The organism is Arthrobacter alpinus, from assembly GCF_001294625.1.
GTDB classification, from domain to species: Bacteria; Actinomycetota; Actinomycetes; order Actinomycetales; family Micrococcaceae; genus Specibacter; species Specibacter alpinus_A.
On the sequence record NZ_CP012677.1, the window covers coordinates 2,365,011 to 2,383,489 of the forward strand.

Annotated in this window: 16 protein-coding genes; 4 read left to right on the forward strand and 12 right to left on the reverse strand. The window is 62.7% G+C overall.

The annotated features are described in order from the left end of the window. Positions 1-2: 2 nt before the first annotated feature. From AOC05_RS10680 to AOC05_RS10690, 3 genes are all read right to left on the reverse strand, one after another. The gene (locus AOC05_RS10680) at positions 3-857 is read right to left on the reverse strand and encodes a type II secretion system F family protein (RefSeq protein WP_062007200.1); all 855 of its coding nucleotides are present in this window, start codon (positions 855-857) and stop codon (positions 3-5) included. Next, a complete protein-coding gene (locus AOC05_RS10685) occupies positions 857-2,080 on the reverse strand; it encodes a CpaF family protein (protein ID WP_062007201.1) in 1,224 nt (407 codons plus the stop codon). The genes AOC05_RS10680 and AOC05_RS10685 overlap by 1 nt, the downstream gene beginning before the upstream one ends. Before the next feature lie 130 nt (positions 2,081-2,210). Continuing rightward, a complete protein-coding gene (locus AOC05_RS10690; RefSeq protein ID WP_062007202.1) occupies positions 2,211-3,374 on the reverse strand; it encodes a glycosyltransferase in 1,164 nt (387 codons plus the stop codon). 105 nt (positions 3,375-3,479) lie between these two features. On the opposite strand from AOC05_RS10690, the gene AOC05_RS10695 reads away from it, so the two are divergent. From AOC05_RS10695 to AOC05_RS10710, 4 genes are all read left to right on the forward strand, one after another. Continuing rightward, positions 3,480-5,096: a hypothetical protein gene (locus tag AOC05_RS10695; protein WP_062007203.1), complete on the forward strand. Its 1,617-nt coding sequence runs from the start codon at positions 3,480-3,482 to the stop codon at positions 5,094-5,096. Positions 5,097-5,171: 75 nt separating this feature from the next. Further along, a complete protein-coding gene (gene wecB, locus AOC05_RS10700; RefSeq protein ID WP_062007204.1) occupies positions 5,172-6,254 on the forward strand; it encodes a non-hydrolyzing UDP-N-acetylglucosamine 2-epimerase in 1,083 nt (360 codons plus the stop codon). Positions 6,255-6,300: 46 nt separating this feature from the next. Then, positions 6,301-6,966, forward strand: a complete 666-nt coding sequence (locus AOC05_RS10705) for a glycosyltransferase family 2 protein (RefSeq protein ID WP_231687097.1) — start codon at positions 6,301-6,303, stop codon at positions 6,964-6,966. A gap of 4 nt (positions 6,967-6,970) precedes the next feature. After that, on the forward strand, positions 6,971-7,417 hold the full coding sequence (locus AOC05_RS10710) for a DUF2304 domain-containing protein (protein ID WP_062007206.1): 447 nt from the start codon (positions 6,971-6,973) through the stop codon (positions 7,415-7,417). On the opposite strand, the gene AOC05_RS10715 is transcribed toward AOC05_RS10710, so the two are convergent. The 9 genes from AOC05_RS10715 to AOC05_RS10755 all read right to left on the reverse strand — a co-directional run bounded on the left by AOC05_RS10715 (position 7,361) and on the right by AOC05_RS10755 (position 17,792). After that, positions 7,361-8,917 (reverse strand): DUF2029 domain-containing protein, encoded by a 1,557-nt coding sequence (locus tag AOC05_RS10715; RefSeq protein ID WP_062007207.1) that lies wholly within the window; start codon positions 8,915-8,917, stop codon positions 7,361-7,363. The two genes, AOC05_RS10710 and AOC05_RS10715, sit on opposite strands and share 57 nt — an antisense overlap. Before the next feature lie 23 nt (positions 8,918-8,940). Continuing rightward, positions 8,941-10,038: a glycosyltransferase gene (locus tag AOC05_RS10720; RefSeq protein WP_062007208.1), complete on the reverse strand. Its 1,098-nt coding sequence runs from the start codon at positions 10,036-10,038 to the stop codon at positions 8,941-8,943. 72 nt (positions 10,039-10,110) lie between these two features. Next, positions 10,111-11,415, reverse strand: coding sequence for a lipopolysaccharide biosynthesis protein (locus tag AOC05_RS10725; protein ID WP_197277817.1), 1,305 nt, complete (start codon positions 11,413-11,415; stop codon positions 10,111-10,113). Then, the gene (locus tag AOC05_RS10730) at positions 11,412-12,629 is read right to left on the reverse strand and encodes a glycosyltransferase family 4 protein (protein ID WP_062007209.1); all 1,218 of its coding nucleotides are present in this window, start codon (positions 12,627-12,629) and stop codon (positions 11,412-11,414) included. The genes AOC05_RS10725 and AOC05_RS10730 overlap by 4 nt, the downstream gene beginning before the upstream one ends. Beyond that, positions 12,629-13,621, reverse strand: a complete 993-nt coding sequence (locus AOC05_RS10735; RefSeq protein WP_062007210.1) for a Gfo/Idh/MocA family protein — start codon at positions 13,619-13,621, stop codon at positions 12,629-12,631. Before AOC05_RS10735 ends, AOC05_RS10730 begins: the two co-directional genes overlap by 1 nt. Before the next feature lie 2 nt (positions 13,622-13,623). Continuing rightward, positions 13,624-14,715, reverse strand: a complete 1,092-nt coding sequence (locus AOC05_RS10740) for a DegT/DnrJ/EryC1/StrS family aminotransferase (protein WP_062007211.1) — start codon at positions 14,713-14,715, stop codon at positions 13,624-13,626. Beyond that, positions 14,712-15,308, reverse strand: coding sequence for an acyltransferase (locus tag AOC05_RS10745; protein ID WP_062007212.1), 597 nt, complete (start codon positions 15,306-15,308; stop codon positions 14,712-14,714). Before AOC05_RS10745 ends, AOC05_RS10740 begins: the two co-directional genes overlap by 4 nt. Before the next feature lie 89 nt (positions 15,309-15,397). Next, positions 15,398-16,495 carry a glycosyltransferase family 4 protein gene (locus tag AOC05_RS10750; RefSeq protein WP_062007213.1) on the reverse strand — a complete coding sequence of 366 codons (1,098 nt, stop codon included), beginning with the start codon at positions 16,493-16,495 and terminating at the stop codon, positions 15,398-15,400. 7 nt (positions 16,496-16,502) lie between these two features. Next, the gene (locus tag AOC05_RS10755; protein ID WP_062007214.1) at positions 16,503-17,792 is read right to left on the reverse strand and encodes a nucleotide sugar dehydrogenase; all 1,290 of its coding nucleotides are present in this window, start codon (positions 17,790-17,792) and stop codon (positions 16,503-16,505) included. Between the last annotated feature and the right edge of the window lie 687 nt (positions 17,793-18,479).

Here is an 18,479-nt window from a genome sequence, read left to right on the forward strand (position 1 = left end):
GTTCATCGCAGTACGCGCTGTTCCTGCGGCAGCGCCCCCAGGCGCAGCATGAGCCTGTAACACACCACCGAAACCAGTAGGCCCCCGCCCAGCACCAGCCAGCCGGCGGCGGAGTTGTACGCCTGGACTGCTTCCGGGCGGGTGGACATCAGCATCAGCACGATCCATGGCGCCGCCACAGCCAGCCGGGCGGCGTTAACTGTCCACGACTGCCGGGCTTCAAGCTCACTGCGTGTTCTGGCGTGATCGCGGAGAAACTCCGAAAGCGTCCCCAAAAGGCGGCCCAGATCGCTGCCACCCACGTCACGGGTCAGGCGCAGCACCTCAATGATCCTGTCGGCCACAGGGTCCGCCAACCGTGCCTTGAGATCCTCCAAAGCCCCTTCAAAACGCCCCGTGGCCCTGTAGTCCGCCGCGAAAATGAGGAACGCCCCGCGGAGTTCGGCAGGGCCCTTGGCTCCGAGCTGGATGAGGGCCTCGGGCAGGGACAGCCCGGCCCGAATCGCCGAGCGCAAGTGGTCCACCACGTCAGGCCAGAGCTCGCGCAAAACGGCGGCCCGGCGTCGTGCCCGCCACCGCAACAGGGCAAACGGCAGGTAGCCACTAAATAGTCCAAAGCACAGGGCAATGGCTGCGGCGCCGGTCAGCAGCCACACCACCAAAGCAACCATCACGGCCAGGCACGCCGTGCTGAACGCCAACGACGCGGGACTCACCTGTGTCACCCCGGATTGGACCAGCAAGTCCGCCAGCCTGCTGTGTCTGGCAAGACGCGGCGGCACCTCCGCCCTGGCCCAGAAGGCAGTCCAGATCAGGAATAGGCCCAGCCCGCCCAGAAGACCCACAAGGGCTGTCATCAGGGGTCACCCATGAGCTTGGCAAGGTTGTAGCCGGCGGCGGCAAACTTTTCCGGCGACGGCATGGCAGTTTCGGAGACGGTGAGGTGGCCGTCAACGGTGTCAAAAACCATGCCCGATTCGATGATGCCATTTTCCACGCGGCGTCCCAGTGCCAGGATTTGCCCCACCCGGCGCTGGCCGTTGGGCAGCCGGATGCAGTGCACCACCAGGTCTATGCAGGCGGCGACGGTTGGCACCACAAAGGCTGCCGAGATGTTCTCCCCGGCAAGGAGCGGGAGAGTGCAAATCTTTACGACGGCGTCGTGCGCTGAGTTTGCATGCACCGAAGCCATGCCCGGCAGACCACTGTTGAGCGCTATCAGCATGTCCAGGCTTTCGGCTTCACGCACCTCCCCCACGATCAGCCTGTCGGGGCGCATCCGCAAGGCCTCCTTGACAAGGCGCCGCAACGGGATTTCCCCCGCCCCTTCAAGATTGGGTTGGCGGCATTGCAACCCCACCACGTCACGCAGCGGGAGCTGGAGTTCAAAAATTTCCTCCACCGTCACCACCCGCTCGCGGGAGCCGATACCTGCGGCCAGGCAATTCAACAAGGTGGTCTTGCCGGCCTGGGTTGCCCCGGAGACCAGAATGTTCAGCCCGCTGCTGACGGCTGCGCCCAGGAACCTGGCCGCCTGCGGGGTTAATGACCCCAACTCCACCAGATGGTCCAGCCGGCTGGCCCTTGCCGTGAATTTGCGAATGTTCACGGCCCAATGGGCTTTGGTGATGTCCGGGATGACAACATGAAGCCGGGAACCGTCGGGGAGGGCAGCATCCACAAACGGATTGCTCAGATCAAGGCGGCGCCCGGAATTCTTGAGCATGCGCTCCACCAGGTCCTGTACCTGCTGTTGGCTAAAGACTAGGGAGGTCAGTTCTGACTCGCCGTTGCGGGCAACAAAAACCTGGTCCGGGGCGTTGAGCCAGATCTCCTCAATGCTGGGGTCATCCAGAAACGGTTGGAGTTCACCAAAGCCGGCAACGGCGTCGAACACGTATTGTTTGGCCTCACCTGCGTGGATGAGAGGCGGAACAGTCCCCACCAGGGACCGTTCGTCATAGTCGTTGACTGCCGCATCCACCAGATGACGCACCTCATGGCTTTGGCGCATCGGGTCCAAGCCCCTGCGCCGGATGAGCTCACGAACCTCATCCTCCACCAATGCGAGTGCGTCCATCGTATATCCGCCCCATCGCGGTTCTTGCCTTGTCCCTTTCCTGTGGAGCTTAGACCGCCGTCACCGGACGCGCCAGAGGCAAAAAACAATCTGTGGATAACACCGGCCGGGGTGTGCTCGGTGGAGGAAGCTACCCGGCGATGGCCTTGGCGTACAACACCTCATACTGGGAAACAAAGGCCTCACGCCCGCAGTGGTCAAGACAGATGGCTCGAATGGCCTCCGGATCGTAGCGCTCGAAGTTCTCCTTGATTTTCACCATCGCCTCGCCCAGTTCAGCGCGGTTGTCGATGCCCGCCAACAAGCCGTTCTCGGCTGTGACGGCGTTCCTTCCGGCCCAGGTCTTGCTCGCAACCAAGGGCAGTCCGCACGCCATCGCCTCCCACAGGACGGTTCCAAACGCTTCGGCGGCGCTGGGCAGGACAAAGACGTGGGAGACGCTGAACTCTTCAACAATCCTGGTCCGCGGCACGGCACCCATGAAGTCAACCTTGTCACCAACACCGTACCGGGCAGCCAGTGCCACGAGTTCGTCCTTGTGGACACCGCCACCGGCGATCCGCAATCGCACGTCCGGGGAGTCAGCAAATTTATCGGCAAAAGCGCCAATCAGCAGGTCTACGCGTTTACCGGGGTCCAGATGGGAGACATGGCCAAAGATGAAAGGGCCGGCAGGCGCCGGGCGGGTCGCAATGTCCTGAAATTGTGGGCTCAACAGGCCCGGAACGTACTGCCACTTTTCCTCGCCAACGCCGTAAGCCTGGTTCAGTTCCGTGGCGAACCCGCGCGCGACGGCGACCAGGGAAGATGCGGCCACCGCGGACCTGCGCCCGTGAACCCCATTCCACCGTTCGGCAAGCCGTTCCATGGAGGAGGGCCGGTGTTCTGTGACGATGAACGGAATCTCGAACTCGTCGGATAAGGCGTGCGTTATCACCCCACCGGGGAACATTGCGTGTGCGTGGAGCACATCCGGGCGGCCGTGCTCGGAAATGTAGCGGGTGAGCAGTGTTCGCCAGGCAGAGAGCATGACGCGTTGATTGCCTCCGGGCACCTTGGGAAACGGCAGAACACTGTCCAGACGGTAAGTTTCGATGCCCGATTCAACGGTGTGGCGAATTCCATGTTCGCGGGCCCGCCGCTCAGCGCGCGCATACACAGGGATACCGTTGACGGCGACAACACCCACCTGGTGCCCTGCCTGAACGATGGCAGCAGCCTGTTCAATAAAGAAACTGCCGGAGAAGTCGGTCTCGTCGCCGGGATACCAGGAGGGTACAAAAAGAATATGCATGTCAAAAGTGCCCTTAGTTGTCGGCGCAGGTCACTGACATTCTACGGCTGTGCCCGTGGTCCCGGTACGGAACTCCCGTCCGGACTGGAATGAGAGAATACAGGTATGCCTTTCGCCTCCCCCCGCCTTACCCGCAGCCAGTGGCGCGCCCATACCGTCAACGATGCGCAGACTCTCTGGGTTGTCGGCGGCAAACACTGTGACGAACAACTTTTGGGTGCCCTGCACGACGGCGCCCTTGACATGGACGCCTTGCGAGCGGTCACCGGCCATTTCGCCGCCATCCTCATGGGACCGGCCGAAACGGTCCTGGTGGAGGACCCCATCCGCAGTTTCCCGTTGTTTTATTCGGTGGCAGGCGGTGACGTGGCAGTGTCCGACGACGCCCTTGTCCTGACCGGCGTTGCCCAGGACTACGTGGCGGACTTCGACTCCCGCATAGAATTCCGTCACTCCGCCTATGTGGCTGGCAGCAACACCCTCTATGCCGGGGTCAAACAGGTCCAGGCAGGGGAACTCGTCACCCTTACCCCCGACGGCGGCGTCACCTCCACGGTGTACCGCAGAAACCGCTACACGGGCCTGGACATTTCAGAAACTGAAGCTGTGGATGCGCATTTCACCGACGCCCTCCACACATCCATGTCCCGCTTTCTCAAACACGCCAATGGTCGCCAAATCGTTGTCCCACTCAGCGGCGGCCTGGATTCACGTCTGCTCAGCGTGTACCTGAAAGAGGTCGGCTACCAGAATGTGGTGAACTTCACGTACGGGGTGGGCAGGACCCGGGAGGTGTTGATCAGTGAATCAGTTGCCGCCGCACTGGGGCAGAAGTGGCTTTTCTGCGCCTATGAGGAAGAGACCATCAAAGAAGCCTGGGACGCTCCGGAGACCGCGGAGTTCATCAAATATACGCATGCGAGCGCATCTCTGCCCCATATCCAGGACTGGTATGCGGTTCGATGGCTTAAACAGGAGGGTCTGGTTGAGGACGACGCGATCTTCCTGCCCGGCCACACGATCGTGGGCAACATGCATGACGAGCAGATTCTGGACGCGGAGAGCGTGTCCGCGGATCAGATCAAGGAGTTGATCCTGCAACACCACTACACCCTGCAACCAGATAACAGCCATGCCACCACCAACTCCAGGCTCCACGCAACGATCGAGCGCTTCCTGGGCGATATCGGCTACGACGGCTCCGTGGTGTCCCGTCTGACGGCGCTGGAATACTGGAATGTTCGCGAACGCCAGACCAAATACATCAATAACTCATTGCGCAACTACGAGTTCTTCGGCTATGACTGGGCGCTGCCCATGCTCGACCGCGAGGTGTATCTTGCCTGGGGTGATCTGCACCACAGTGTCACCCGAAACCGCGATTGGTACGAGGGCTACGTCAACCGCCGGTACGCTGTCGCCACCGGGCAGGAGATCGGCACCTTCGCCGCCACCAAGATTTCCCAGGGCAAGCGCGATGCCGTGAAGAACGTGCTGCGCCGTGCGGGCTTGTTGGGACTGGCCGAACGCACCATCACGGCCCGGGCAGTCCAAAACCATCCCATGGGGTTTAACTGGTTCGCTACCGGCCTGGATTCAAAAGAGCTTTTCAGGTATACCCGCAGCGGCGGCAACCTGCTCGGTGCCTACGCAGATCATTTCCTCACCGATACGTGGAACAGCCATTGCCGGCTGTTCACCGCGCCGCTGTCCGACGATTAAGCAGCTACAGCTGTTCATTGACCGCGACGGATGCCAGATCCACGGCCGTGCGGCGTCAGCAACTAAGCTTGAAACATGCGAATTCTCAGTGTTGTCGGCGCCCGCCCCCAGTTTGTGAAACTTGCCCCCATCGCACAGGCCATGCGGGGCCGGGCAGAACACCTGATAGCCCACACAGGCCAGCACTACGACGAACTCATGAGCGATGTCTTTTTCCGGGACTTGGATATTCCTGCCCCCGATTTCAATCTTGGCGTGGGTTCCGGCAAACACGGGGCGCAGACTGCGGCCATGCTTGCCGGGCTGGAGGGGATCATTGAAGGGTCCGAACCGGATTGTGTCCTGGTGTATGGGGACACGAATTCCACCTTGGCTGCCGCCCTTGCCGCAACCAAGCTGCATGTCCCGGTGGCACATTTGGAAGCCGGCCTGCGCTCCTTCAACCGCCGCATGCCGGAGGAGCACAACCGGGTCCTGACAGACCACAGCGCGGACCTGCTGCTGGCCCCCACCCACGTTGCCATGGGGCATCTGGCCACCGAGGGCCTAGCCTCCCGCTCCATCCTGGTGGGAGACGTCATGACCGACGTCCTTTACAAGGTGCGGGCGTCCCTCGAGCGCACCAGGGCGCAGGCGCCTGAGGGGCTGATTCCCGGGGGCTACTACGTTGCCACCATCCATCGCCCGGACAACACCGATTCACCCGCCCGCCTCGGCGCCATCGTCGGGGAGCTGGCGCGCCTGGACAAGCCGGTGCTGTTGCTGGCCCATCCACGCCTGCGCAGCCTTGCCCAACAGCATGGGATCAAGCTGGACCAGGGAAACATCGTGCTGAGCCCACCGCTCGCCTACCCGCAGCTGATCAATGCCGCAAGGAACTCCGCCGGCGTGGTTACCGACTCGGGAGGCCTACAAAAAGAGGCGTTCTTGCTGCGGGTCCCTTGTACCACTCTCCGCCCGGAAACCGAGTGGGTTGAAACCGTTGAGCTGGGGTGGAATGTTCTTGTCAGCGAGGATCTGAGCCTGCTGGCTTCCACCGTTCACCGGGCCACCCCGATCCTTACCGACGCCACGCCCTACGGTGACGGCCACGCCGCCGAACGCACCGTCTCGGCCCTGCTCGCCACTTTTGGGCCGACGGCATCACCGGAGCACTAAACGGCTACACGTGTGCCGGTGAATTTATCCATGGGATACTTGAACCGTGAGTCGAACCTGGGTTGTTGTCCCAATGTACAACGAGGGATCCGTTGTCGGCGACGTTGTCAAAGGACTCCTTTCCGAATTCAGCCACGTCGTGTGCATCGACGACGGCAGCACCGACGGCTCCTCCCAGATAGCCCGTACAGCCGGGGCCACAGTGGTGGATCACCCCGTTAATCTGGGTCAGGGTGCCGCCTTGCAGACAGGCCTCTCCTTCGCCCTTCGCGACCCGGCCACCACTGAGATTCTCACCTTCGACGCCGACGGGCAGCATCGGGTGACAGACGCCAGAGCCATGGTGGCCCGTATCCAATCCGGTGAAGCCGAGGTGGTTCTGGGCTCACGATTCCTAGATCGCCGCACAAAGGTCTCGTCCCTGAAGCGTCTTGTGCTCCGGGTGGCCGCCATCCAGTCACGCTGGGCCACGGGGATGGCACTCACCGACGCCCACAACGGCCTGCGCGCCTTCAACGCCGAAACGGCTGCACAAATTTTCCTCACCCAAAACCGGATGGCGCATGCTTCCGAGTTGGTCCACCAGCTCTCCGAGCTCAAGCCACGCTGGGTGGAGCACCCCGTGGAAATCATCTATACCGACTACTCCAAGGCCAAGGGACAGTCTCTGCTCAACTCCGTCAACATCCTCACGGACCTCCTTTTTAGGTAAGACCATGCAGATCATTGTTCAGATAGCACTCGTCCTCGCCGTGATAGTTGTTTCGGTGGCGCTCATGCGCGGCGGCTCCAACGCCCGGCATCTGGCCATTCGCCGCCTGCTGCTGGCCTTGTTTGCCTGCGTTGCCGCTTTCTCGGTCTTCTTCCCTTTTACGCTGACCCGCCTGGCCAGGTTTCTAGGGGTTGGGCGTGGAACGGACCTGGTCCTCTACGCTCTCATTGTGGGCTTCCTTGTCACGGTGGCCACCACCAACCATCGCTTCCGGCAACTTGAGAAGTCAATTACCACCCTGTCCCGCCACATAGCCTTGGAAGAAGCAGGCAAGCCGTGGGAATCCGAAAGGGAGGGTGCCAACAAGGCAGCCGGCCCGGAAGCGTCTGATCCGTCAGCGTCTAGCCCAGACCTGGAAGGTCCCGGAACTGGCGGTCAGCACAAAGTCTGAACGGAGTTCTTCTATTGCACCGGCTGACATCCCGTAGTAGAGAAACGGCGAAAGGACCACCGCCGCTTGGGCGACCTTAAGCTGGCTCACCTGCAACTCCTGAGCAGACATCCCTCTCGTCAGGGGTGTCCCCGGTCCACCGCTTTGCAGACCGTCCACCATGCGTGTGCCGCCAACATCCACCACCGAAGCGCAGCCATGCTGCATTGACCGCGACAGTGAATCGCTCACCACACCCATATATGCGTAGGTGAAAAAGATGCAGTCGTAAGGCCGCGCCGCGGCAATCAACAACGCACTGTTGACGTTTGGCAGCGGCGCCGGCTCCAGGACAAACCCCCTCACGCCGGTGGGCGCCAGTAGAACCACACTGACGACGGCGGCCAAGGGTACCGTGAGATTCCTCCGGGGCCCGCTGAGCTGGCCCCGGATCTTGCGTGAGAGGGCCCCGGCGCCAGCACCGGCAGCCACACCGAGGCAAAGCGCCAAGTAAGGTGCCACGAAGTTGGGATAGTGGTCAAAGAAACTGTCGGAGGTCAGCAACACGGCGGAGATCACAACAGCCAGCAACGCCCACCACACCTCATCCCCCCACGCACGCAGGCGGCGGCGCCCGGCCAGTCCGGTGTAGGCCGTGGCCACGATGCACAGCACTCCCAGTGCCGCCACGGCGAGGATGAGGACCTCCGGCGCGTCAACCCCGGCAAATTCCCGGAGCCGGTACATCAAGGCCTTGCCCGCACCGTCGGTGCGCACCAGCTGTGCCATGACCACGTCGGTGAACATGGCCCCGGGTGCCAGCACAAAGAACAGTCCCATGACTGCCGTGCACACCGCCGCACCAACCAGCGCAAAGCGCAGCAGGAGCCACCGGCCAAACCGCACGGCCACCAGGACGCCGATGACCAGAATAGGCAGCACAGCCCACAGCTTGAAACAAAGGGCCAGCCCTAGAAATACTGCCGCCAGCGTGACCGCCCGGCGGGGTGGGCGCCGCCCGCTCCTGAGGGCAAGCAAGGCCGCCAAGACACACACATTCAGGATGGGTGAGAGCATGACGGAGCGTTCGGCTATGGTGGCCACGGACCAGAGCGCATACAGGCCAGCCCCTACAATAACCGCCAGGTATCCCCACTTTTTGAGCAAAACCCCTATGAGCACCGTGTTCAGTGTTCCGATCAACACAAACAACACCCTGGCCGCCCCCATGCCGGCAGTATCTGAGATCAGATGGCCCAGGAGCGCAAACGGCGCCATGAGCAAGGCGATCCCGGGCGGGTGAACCAGGACATAGTCTCGGTATGGCAGGGACCCGGCTATCAGGTGCACACCGGCGGCATAGTGGACGCCGTCGTCGTATCCCCTAAAGCCACCCAGCGTGCCGGTGAGTAAAAGCGGCAGCAGTCTGGTGAGGAACGCCACCGCCGCGATGACAGCAATCAGCAGTCCCGGCATGAGCGGCGGCTGGAACCTTGAGGCGACGCTGCGCACCTTGTTCACGGATCCTTCTAAATACTGTCGTTTCAAGCGGAGGTTGCCGGAGAAAGGTCGCTGGCCACCTGGCGGGCACGGGCCGTCCACGTATTATCTTCTTGCAGCTGGAGCACTTTGGTGGTGACGGCGGCAATCTTTTCAGGATGCCCGGCCAGATCGTCAAGCAAGGCGGTGAGCCCGGCCGGTTCGAACGGCACCGCCCATCCGTTGCCATGGGCACCAACAAACTGTGCAACATTGGTTCCGTCGTTGACGATCACCGGCTTGCCAAATCCAATGTATTCGGCAAATTTTATGGGCGCCGCGAAGGAACGGTAGATGCTGGGCTCGATGAAGAGCATGCAAATATCGGCCTGCTCATAGTAAGGCACCAGCTCGCTGCCGCTCTTGTGCACCACCTGGATCCGATCATTCATCAGGCCCCGGTATTCGTGTGCGTTTTGCTCCCATTCATCCTCGCGGGTGCAAATGGTCAGCCACGCATTTTTGGACGCCGCAACGGCCTGAACACAGCCGTGCATGTTGTAGTAGCCACCCAACCCGCCCACATACAGCAGGTGAACGCCGTCCTTCTCGGTCGACGGTGCGTCGACAATGTCACCGCCAGGGGGCAGTGCCTTGTGGCGGCTCGCGGGAACGTGCGGGACAAACTTCCCCATGTCCAACGATGGCAGGTACAACGTATCCACGGCGGCATTGTAAGCCACCAGGTCCAGGTGGTACAGCGCCCTGGTGGCCGTGTGGACCACCGGGTTCAGGCGCTGCTTGTACTCGGGGAAGCGCCAGTACACATCCCGGTAGAACAGCCCCACTTTGATTCCATTCCTGCGGGCAAAGCGCAAGAACATCACGTCCATGAACGGATGGCGGGGCAGGTGGTCGGCGTCGGTGAGGGCAGTGGGCATGGTGTGGCTCTCCGAATACAGGAAATCAAAGCTCTCACCGGCCGCAATGCGCTTCTTCAGCGCCTTGATCAGCACACGGCGTTCCCTTGATTCCCCGGAGACCAGCTCCACGTCGTACCCAATGTCCCTGAAGGCTTCAAGCATGCGCATGGGGCGCAGGCCGCTGCCGGTCTTGGCGTGGGGGTTCAATGGATAGGGTACGTGGTAGATCATGCGGGCCATGGCTGAAACTTTCTTGAAACGGTGCCGCGCTGGCGCACCGGACGGTGGGGACGGGGTGGGAATCGCGAGTGTCTAGCCTTCAAGGACAGCAGCCTTCAGATCAAGTCCCCGGTCAAAGCGGCGCCCCACCCACAGCGCCATGACAGTGAAGGCCACAAGGATCGCGGCCATGGCCCAGGACACCGCCGTCAGGTTGGCCACAATATCGCCCTTGAGGAAGAACAGCAGCGACAGTGGCACGGCCGTGTACACCAGGGCGTGGGCAAGCATCAGGTGTTGGGTTTCGGTGACGACAAAGATCGTGGAGATGGGTGAGGTGATCAGGCTCATGAACAGCCACGGCACCAGTGCGCGGGCGATGAGACCCGCGTCGGCCCATTGCGCACCCAGGACCACGGGGAACGCCCACGGCGACAGCCAGTAGATGAGCACAAAGGGGATGATTCCCAAAACCGCCGAGCGGTACACGGTGGTCTTGGCGAAGGCAAACATGGTACCGCGCTCCATGACGGCCAGCCGTTGGAAGAAGACCTGCGCCAGTGCGCCGTTGATCAATCCCAGCGGCACCTCCAACAGTTTCCAAGCCATGTAGAACTGCCCCAACATCGATTGTGAATACACGATGCCAATGATCAGGTTGATGCCGTTGGTGCGGACGGCGTCAACCAGCGCGTTGGGGCCGTTGAGCAGCGGCATACGGCGATACCTCTTGAACAGCCCGGGGATGCTCTCCTGGGATTCGTCCAGCCCCTGGCGCACATCACGGCCCTTGCGCCGGAGGATCAAAAGCGCCGCGGTCTGCCCCACCAGGGTGCCGCCGATCAGGCCCCCCACTCCCCCGAACTTTCCCAGGGCCAGGGCAAGCTGGGCTAGGGCGGTGCCGCCGCTTTGCAGCACCCTGTTGATGCCGATGGCCTTGTAGTCGCTGCGGCGGTTGAGCCAATACGTCAGGGCCGAAATTTCGGCAAGGGTGAAGATGCTCAAACCCACAAACCACAGCCACGGGGCCAGGTCCGGCTTGCCCATGGCGTTGGCGATTATCGGCGAACTCAGACCACACACCACGGTGGCCACCACGCTCACGGCCACGATCAGCCAGGTGACGCCCCGTTTGAGAACCTTGGCATCTGCGTCGTGCTTGGGCAGCATGATGGCCATGTCGTACCGCAGGGCTGCCACCACCGTCACGGTGGCAACCAGGGAGGAATAGAGGGAGAACAGCCCGTAGGCTTCCGGGGAATACAACCGTGACAACACCGGTGTCAACGCCAGCATCAACAACTGGGCCGCCACGGTCCCTGTCAGGAGCGTGAGAATGTGGCGCAGAAACTCGCTTTTGCGCCATCTGGAGATCCGCCCCTCCCCCACACCACTCACGGTGAGGACGTCGTCGTACCAGCGAGCAGGACTTCGCCGGCTGCCAACCGCCCGGAGGCCTGCAAGGAGGCGTTGTCCAGGGCCCACTGGATCCTGTGCGCCCGCCCCTGGTCAGGCGTCGCCGCCAGACCGGGTTCAGACTGGCCGGGCCCCGACAGGCCTGGTTCCGCCAGGAGCGTCCGCATGGCGCTGGCAACAGCTGCCGTGGTGTACCCGGCAGCAATCCCCAGCTCGTTCTCGGTCACCAGTGTGGCGCCGTCGCCACGGCCGGCAAAGACCACGGGGGTGCCACAGGCAGCCGCGGCATAGATCTTGGTGGGTTTGGCAAAGTCGTAGCCTTGGCCGGGCTTGATGCTGACGAGTGCCCCGGCGGCGCCGCGAATCCACGCGGCTGCCTCCTCCGGCGGGACCACCCCGCCAAAGTGGACGGCGCCGGGGACGATCGTGGCTGCGAGATCCTTGAGATGGGCTTCATCGGTGCCCTGCCCAAGGAACCGAATCTCGGCGTCGGGAAACTCTTCCCTCACGGTGCCCAACGCCTCGATAAAGATTCCGGCACCCTGCCACTCGCTCATGGTGCCGGTGTAGACAAAGTACCGCTTGGCTGCGTTGGCGCTTGGCGCGTCGGGCCTGAACACCGTGGTGTCCACGCCGTTGCCCACCACCTTGATGCGGGCACCGGGCACGCCAAAGGCGGCGACCTTCCCGGCAACCGGCTCCGACACCGCCAGGACCAGGGCCGCCCTGCGCAGCACAAACCCCTCCACGGCACGCATGGCTGCCTTGACCGCGCCGGGCACACTCATTGCGGACAGGGCCTCGGTCCAGATGTCGGCCGCATAGTAGACGTAGGGCCGGCGCCGGAGCAGTGAGGACAGTGCCACCACGATTCCCGTGGTGGGCGGCGGTTCCGACACCACCACGTCGGCCCGCGTGGCAAGGAGCCGGAAAAATGCCGGAATGTCAAAGCTCAGGTACTGGATGTAGCCGCGCACATAGCCGCCGGAGTCACGCAACACCGGCCAACGGCGCAGGGTGTAGGACACCTGAAGGTCCGGGGAACCGGCAGGGAGCTTAGTGGTGATCACGGTGACATCGGCACCCTGTTCCACCAAGCCGTCAACCAGTGCCTTCAGCCGGAAGGCCGCCGCACCCACTTCCGGGGCGAACAACCTGGTGGTGACAACCACGCGAAGGGGTTTCTGCTGTGCCACTAGGACTGGATCCTCACGGCTTGCCCCGTGCGGGAGGATTCAAGCACGGCCTCGGCCACCAACAGCGTGTCCTGCCCTTCAGCCATGGTGACCACATCACTGCCCAGGCCCAGGACGGCGTCACGGAAGGCCTCAAGTTCGGTGCGCAGCGGCTCCGGCTTGGCGATGGCAAGCCGGGTGACATTGCCTTCGGAGACGCCACGGAAGGCTCCAATGGAATCCCATTCGGTGGCCACGGTCCCGTTTTCGTAAAAGGTGAGGTCTGCGGTCACGGTGTTGACGACAAATGCTCCCTTGGCACCTGTCACAACTGTCAGCCGTTCCTTCATCGGGGACAGCCAGTTGACCAGGTGGTTGGTGATCACGCCGTTGGCCAGTTTGCCGGTGGCGGAGACCATGTCCTCAAACTGGCGCCCGCTGCGTGTGGTGGTTTGGGCAAAGACTGATTCGTAGCGGCTCTGGGCCAGCCACGCCGTCAGGTCGAAGTCGTGGGTGCCAAGGTCCTTGACCACGCCGACGTCGGCAATGCGGGAGGGGAAGGGGCCCTGACGTCGGGTGGCAATTTGGTACACCTCACCCAACTCCCCGTTGGCAAGGCGCCGGCGCAGCGACTGCAACGCGGGGTTAAACCGTTCAATGTGACCGACCGCACCGACCAGCCCCTTGCCCGCAAACGCGTCCACCAGGCGCTGCCCGGCGGGCACGCTGGCAGCGATGGGTTTCTCCACGAGCGCGTGGATGCCGGCGGCGGCCAGGGCCAGGCCCACTTCCTCGTGCATGCCTGTGGGGACGGCGACCACGGCCATGTCGATCCCGGCGGCGATGAGTTCCTGGACGCTGCCAAGGACGGGCAGGTCCCTGGCAACACCGTGGGGGTCACCAACGGCGTCGGCCGCGGCCACAAGGTCCAGGCCCTCCACCTCGCGGATGACCCGGGCATGGTGGCGGCCCATCATGCCCAACCCGATGAGTCCTACACGTAAGTTAGCCATGTTTAGGCACCTGCCTTTGCAATGGTGTTCACGGCGGTCACGATGCGTTCCAGGTCATTGGGTGTCAGCGACGGGTGCACCGGCAGGGAGAGGACTTCCTGGGCCGCAATCTCGGTGTTGGGCAGTTCCTGCTTGCGGTTGAAGGAGGGCAGCCGGTGGTTCGGAACAGGGTAGTACACGCCGGAGCCGATGTTGAATTCCGATCGCAGCCGGGCGTGCATCTGGTCCCGGCCCTGGGGCACCCTGATGGTGTATTGGTGGTAGACGTGGCGGGCACCGTCAGCCACCTTGGGCGTTTGCACACCGTCAAGGTTGGCGTTCAGGAACGCGGCGTTGTCTTGGCGCTGCCGCGTCCAGTCCATGATCTTGGTGAGCTGGACCCGGCCAATGGCGGCGTGCAGGTCGGTCATGCGATTGTTGAAGCCCACGATTTCATTTTCATACTGTTTGTCCATGCCCTGGTTGCGCAGTAGGCGAAGGTTGCGCTCTACCGTAGCGTCCGACGTCGAGACCATGCCTCCCTCTCCGGAGGTCATGTTCTTCGTGGGGTACAGACTGAACATGCCGAACTTGCCGAAGGTGCCGACCATCTGGCCGTTGAGTGCGGCGCCGTGGGCCTGGGCCGCGTCCTCGTAGAGGTCGATCCCGTGCTTGGCGGCCAGCGCTGCGAAGGCGTCGGCGGCAAAGGGGTGGCCGTACAGGTGCACGGGCATGATGCCCTTGGTCTTCTCGGTGATCATCGATTCCACGTGGGCCAGATCCAGCGCGTAGTAGTCCAGCTCGATGTCGGCGAACACGGGGGTTGCCCCGGTCAGCGCCACCGCGTTTCCCGTGGCGGCAAAGGTGAACGACGGGACAATGACCTCATCCCCGGCTCCCACGCCACAGGCCAGCAGGCCCAGGTGCAATCCTGAGGTGCCGGAATTCACGGCAACACTGGGTCGTCCATCCAGCAGAACCTGGGAGAACTCGCGTTCGAAGGCGGCCACCTCGGCACCCTGTGCGAGCATGCCGGAGGCCATGACGGCGTCGACCGCTGCCCGTTCCTGCGCACCGATGATCGGTTTTGCCGCGGGAATGAAGTCCTGGCTCACGCTGCGCCCTCCGCTTCGCTCAGTGAACCGCCGTCTTCGATGAAGGTGGCGCCGGTGACCGGGCAAACCCAGACACCGTCCTTGGCCGTGAGCGGGACGCCGGCTTTGCCCACCCAGCCCAGCCGGCGGGCCGGAACACCCGCCATCAAGGCGAAGGCTGGAACATCCTTGGTTACCACTGCGCCGGCCGCAACGGTGGCCCACCGGCCAATGACCAGGGGCGCGATGCACACGGCGCGGGCACCAATGGACGCCCCATCCTCGATGGTGACACCCACCGGGGTCCAGTCGTGGGCGGTTTTAGGCGTCCCGTCCGGGGCGACGGCACGGGGATAGCTGTCATTGGTCAGGACAGCGGCGGGACCGATGAAGACACCCCTGCCCAGCACGGCAGGCTCGTACACGAGCGCATAGTTTTGGATCTTGGTGTTCTCACCAATCCTCACGCCGGGGCCCACATACGCCCCACGGCCAACAATGCAGTTGGCGCCAAGGACGGCTTCCTCACGCACCTGGGCCAGGTGCCAGATCTTGGTGCCACTGCCCAGAACAGCCTGCTCTGATACGTCCGCGCTGGCAGCGATGCTCGTCATCCCCGGCCTCTCTGTTTTTAAGTGCTCTGTGTTTATTGGGTCTGCGTATAAGTGCTCTGTGGGCAAAAGTTCTATGCCCATTGTTCCAGTCATTGGCGCGGACGCCGGACCCGGGCGTACACGGCAGTGAATTGTTCGGCAATCAGCTGGGGGGAAAAGCGTCCGGCGATGGTTCCGGCGATGGCTGCCGCTGGGACCTGGGCAAACTTTTCCAGTGCGGTGCGCACCGCTGCGGCATAGCCGGCCGCCGTGGCGTCACTGACAAGGACGCTGTTTTCCTCCGTCAAGAAGTCCCTGACGGCAGGAAGGTCTGTGACAACGGCGGGAACGCCGGTGGCAACGGCTTCGGCGGCGGCCATGCAGAACGTCTCATGGGCTGTGGGCAGCAAGAACACATCAGCCTCGCTCAGTTCGGCACGAACCTGGTCCGGGGTTACTTTGCCGGTCATCCTTAGATGCCCCCGCAGGTCTTCGTTTTGAGTAGCAAGCGCCTCCCGCAAGGGTCCGTCGCCCACCCAAGTCAACGACGCGTCGAGTCCCCCGGCGCGCAAGATCCGCAGGGCCGCCACGGCAAGCCCGGGACGTTTTCGCTCAATCAGCCCTCCAACGCCCACCAGTTTCACGGCTCCCGGGCCAGTGCCCCGGCGTTGCGCCAACGTCCCGTTGACAGAAACAACATTGGGCACCACTGAGACCGCGCCACGCCGTGAAAACCGGCGCAACTGTTCGGCTTGCGGACCACTGACGGCGGTGACGGCGTCGGGCAGTTTGAGCACATACCGCAGCCACGAAAACGCTTTCCAGGCCCTGGAGACAGTGGCCGGTTCGGCCATGCCGCTCCAGTGCTCGGTGTGCACCCAAGGGGTGCGCGCGAAGGCCTGGATGGGGGCGGCCACGGCCGCAGAGGTGAACGCCATGGTGTGCAGAATATCTGCGTGCCGCAGTGCCGCAACGGTGTGCCGGATCAGCTCAAAGTATCCCCAGGGGCGCCGGGGTGAGAGCGGAATCCGGGTCACCGGCACACCGCCAAACTCTTCCGAGAGTATGGCCCCCGCCCCGCCCAGCCTGACATGGATGACCCGGACGTCGTGCCCGGTGGCAATGGCCTGGGCGTGGCTCAAGTTAAAGGGCGCGGTTGAGGGCGCCCCGGCATCCGGATACCAGGTGGTGAAGACGACGACGCGCACGCTGGGTCTACGCTTTGCCGATGACGCGGTAGGTGACGCCGGGCCACTGTTCGGCGGAGCTGATGCGCCGGCCGTCGATGAAGACCTTGACGCCGGGCAGCTCCGCCTGTGTTAAGGTGCGGTACTCGGCGTGGTCTGCCTGGATCACAGCTGCATCGACCGCCTCGCCCACGTGGTAGGGGAGGAAGCCCAGCGCGGCCAGTTCGTCATCCGAGTACAGGGGGTCGTGGACCAGCGCTGTGCCGCCCCGCCGGTTGATGGCATCGACGGCGTCGAACACGCCGGAGAACGCCGCCTCTTTCACTCCTCCCCGGTAGGCGGCCCCCAGCACGACGACGCGTGCCCCGGCCAGGTCCCCATAGGCCCCTTCCAAAAGTCCAATGGTGTAGTCAGGCATCTCTGCGTTGGCAGCACGGGCGGCACGGACCACTGTGGCGTCGGGGTCGTTCCAGAGGTACAGGCGCGGGTAGACGGGAATGCAGTGTCCGCCCACGGCGATGCCGGGCTGGTGGATGTGGCTGTACGGCTGCGAGTTGGAGGCGGCGATGACCTGGTAAATGTCAATGCCGGTCTTGGCAGCATAGCGTGCAAACTGGTTGGCCAGACCAATGTTGACGTCACGGTAGGTGGTCTCGGCCAGCTTCGCCAGCTCTGCGGCCTCCGCGGAACCCAGGTCCCACACGCCGTTGCGGCGGGCCAGGTCCGGACGGTCGTCGAAGTCCAGCACGGACTCGTAAAATTCCACGGCCTTTACCGCGCCGGCCGCGGAAAGGCCACCCACCAGCTTGGGGTACTTGCGCAGGTCCGCAAAGACCCGGCCGGTCAGCACCCGCTCCGGGGAAAAGACAAGGTGGAAGTCCGTGCCCTCGACCAGTCCGGAGCCTTCCTCCAATGCCGGTTTCCACCGGGTGCGGGTGGTCCCCACGGGCAGCGTGGTCTCATAGGCCACCAGTGTGCCCGGCGTCAGGTGGCGTGCCAGTTCGGCTGTCGCGACGTCCATCCAGCCAAAGTCAGGGTTTGCATCGGAATCAACAAAAAGTGGTACAACAACTACAATTGCGTCCGCACCGGGGACCGCCCGGGCATAGTCCGTCGTCGCACGCAATTTACCGGAAGGAACCAGGACAGAGAGCATCTCCTGCAAATGTGCCTCACCCGGGAGCGGCTCTTTCCCTGCGTTAACCAAATCCACCACGGTCTGGTTGGCGTCGACACCCACCACATCGTGGCCCTTGGAGGCGAACTGAACAGCTAGCGGCAGTCCGATCTTACCGAGTGCGATGACAGCAATCTTCACGTCTGGGGGCCTAATCTCTCTAATTTGCTGGACGGCCTACGGAACACTCCGGGCCAATGTCTTTACGACAAGAATATAGAGCTTTACCGCTTCCCCACTTCAGATGAGGGCAAATCTCCGTTCTGCGAGCCCCAAATGCAGCTCTGACGTGTGGGCTGCTGTCGTCCAGATACCCATAAGCTACGTTTTTCTGCGAGAACCTGGCTTGGCTTATGTCGTCTGTCATAGCTCACTTCCAATGGCGTGAATGTCTTAATCGGGAGCAATCCCTTTCGAATTAACTCGATATTTCCTGCCAAGACCACTGGCAAAGCACTTGCTGTAATTTTGATTGGAGAGCGGGAGACGTCGATGCCAGCGTTTGTTTGTCAACACCGAAACAACTCATCCCAGCAGCCAGAAAAAGGTCCCTCTCGCATACCTCTGAGCCGTCGAAAGTGCCGTTGGTATGACCCCTCAAAGCCACCTACGACCACCTGTTGGTACGTGGTGCCTCAAGATGCTCGCGAAATGATCTCAGCGCGCCTCATCTAGAGTGCTCGCGCAAGTCTCATGTTGCGTTGGTTTTTTGGGAATAAGTCCTCACCGCGGCTCCGCTGATGAGTTGCTGAGTTGCTGATGAATCGTATTGGTCAGGAGGGTTAGGGCAGCGCGGTCAGTGCTGGCATAGAGGTCCGGTAGGTGTTG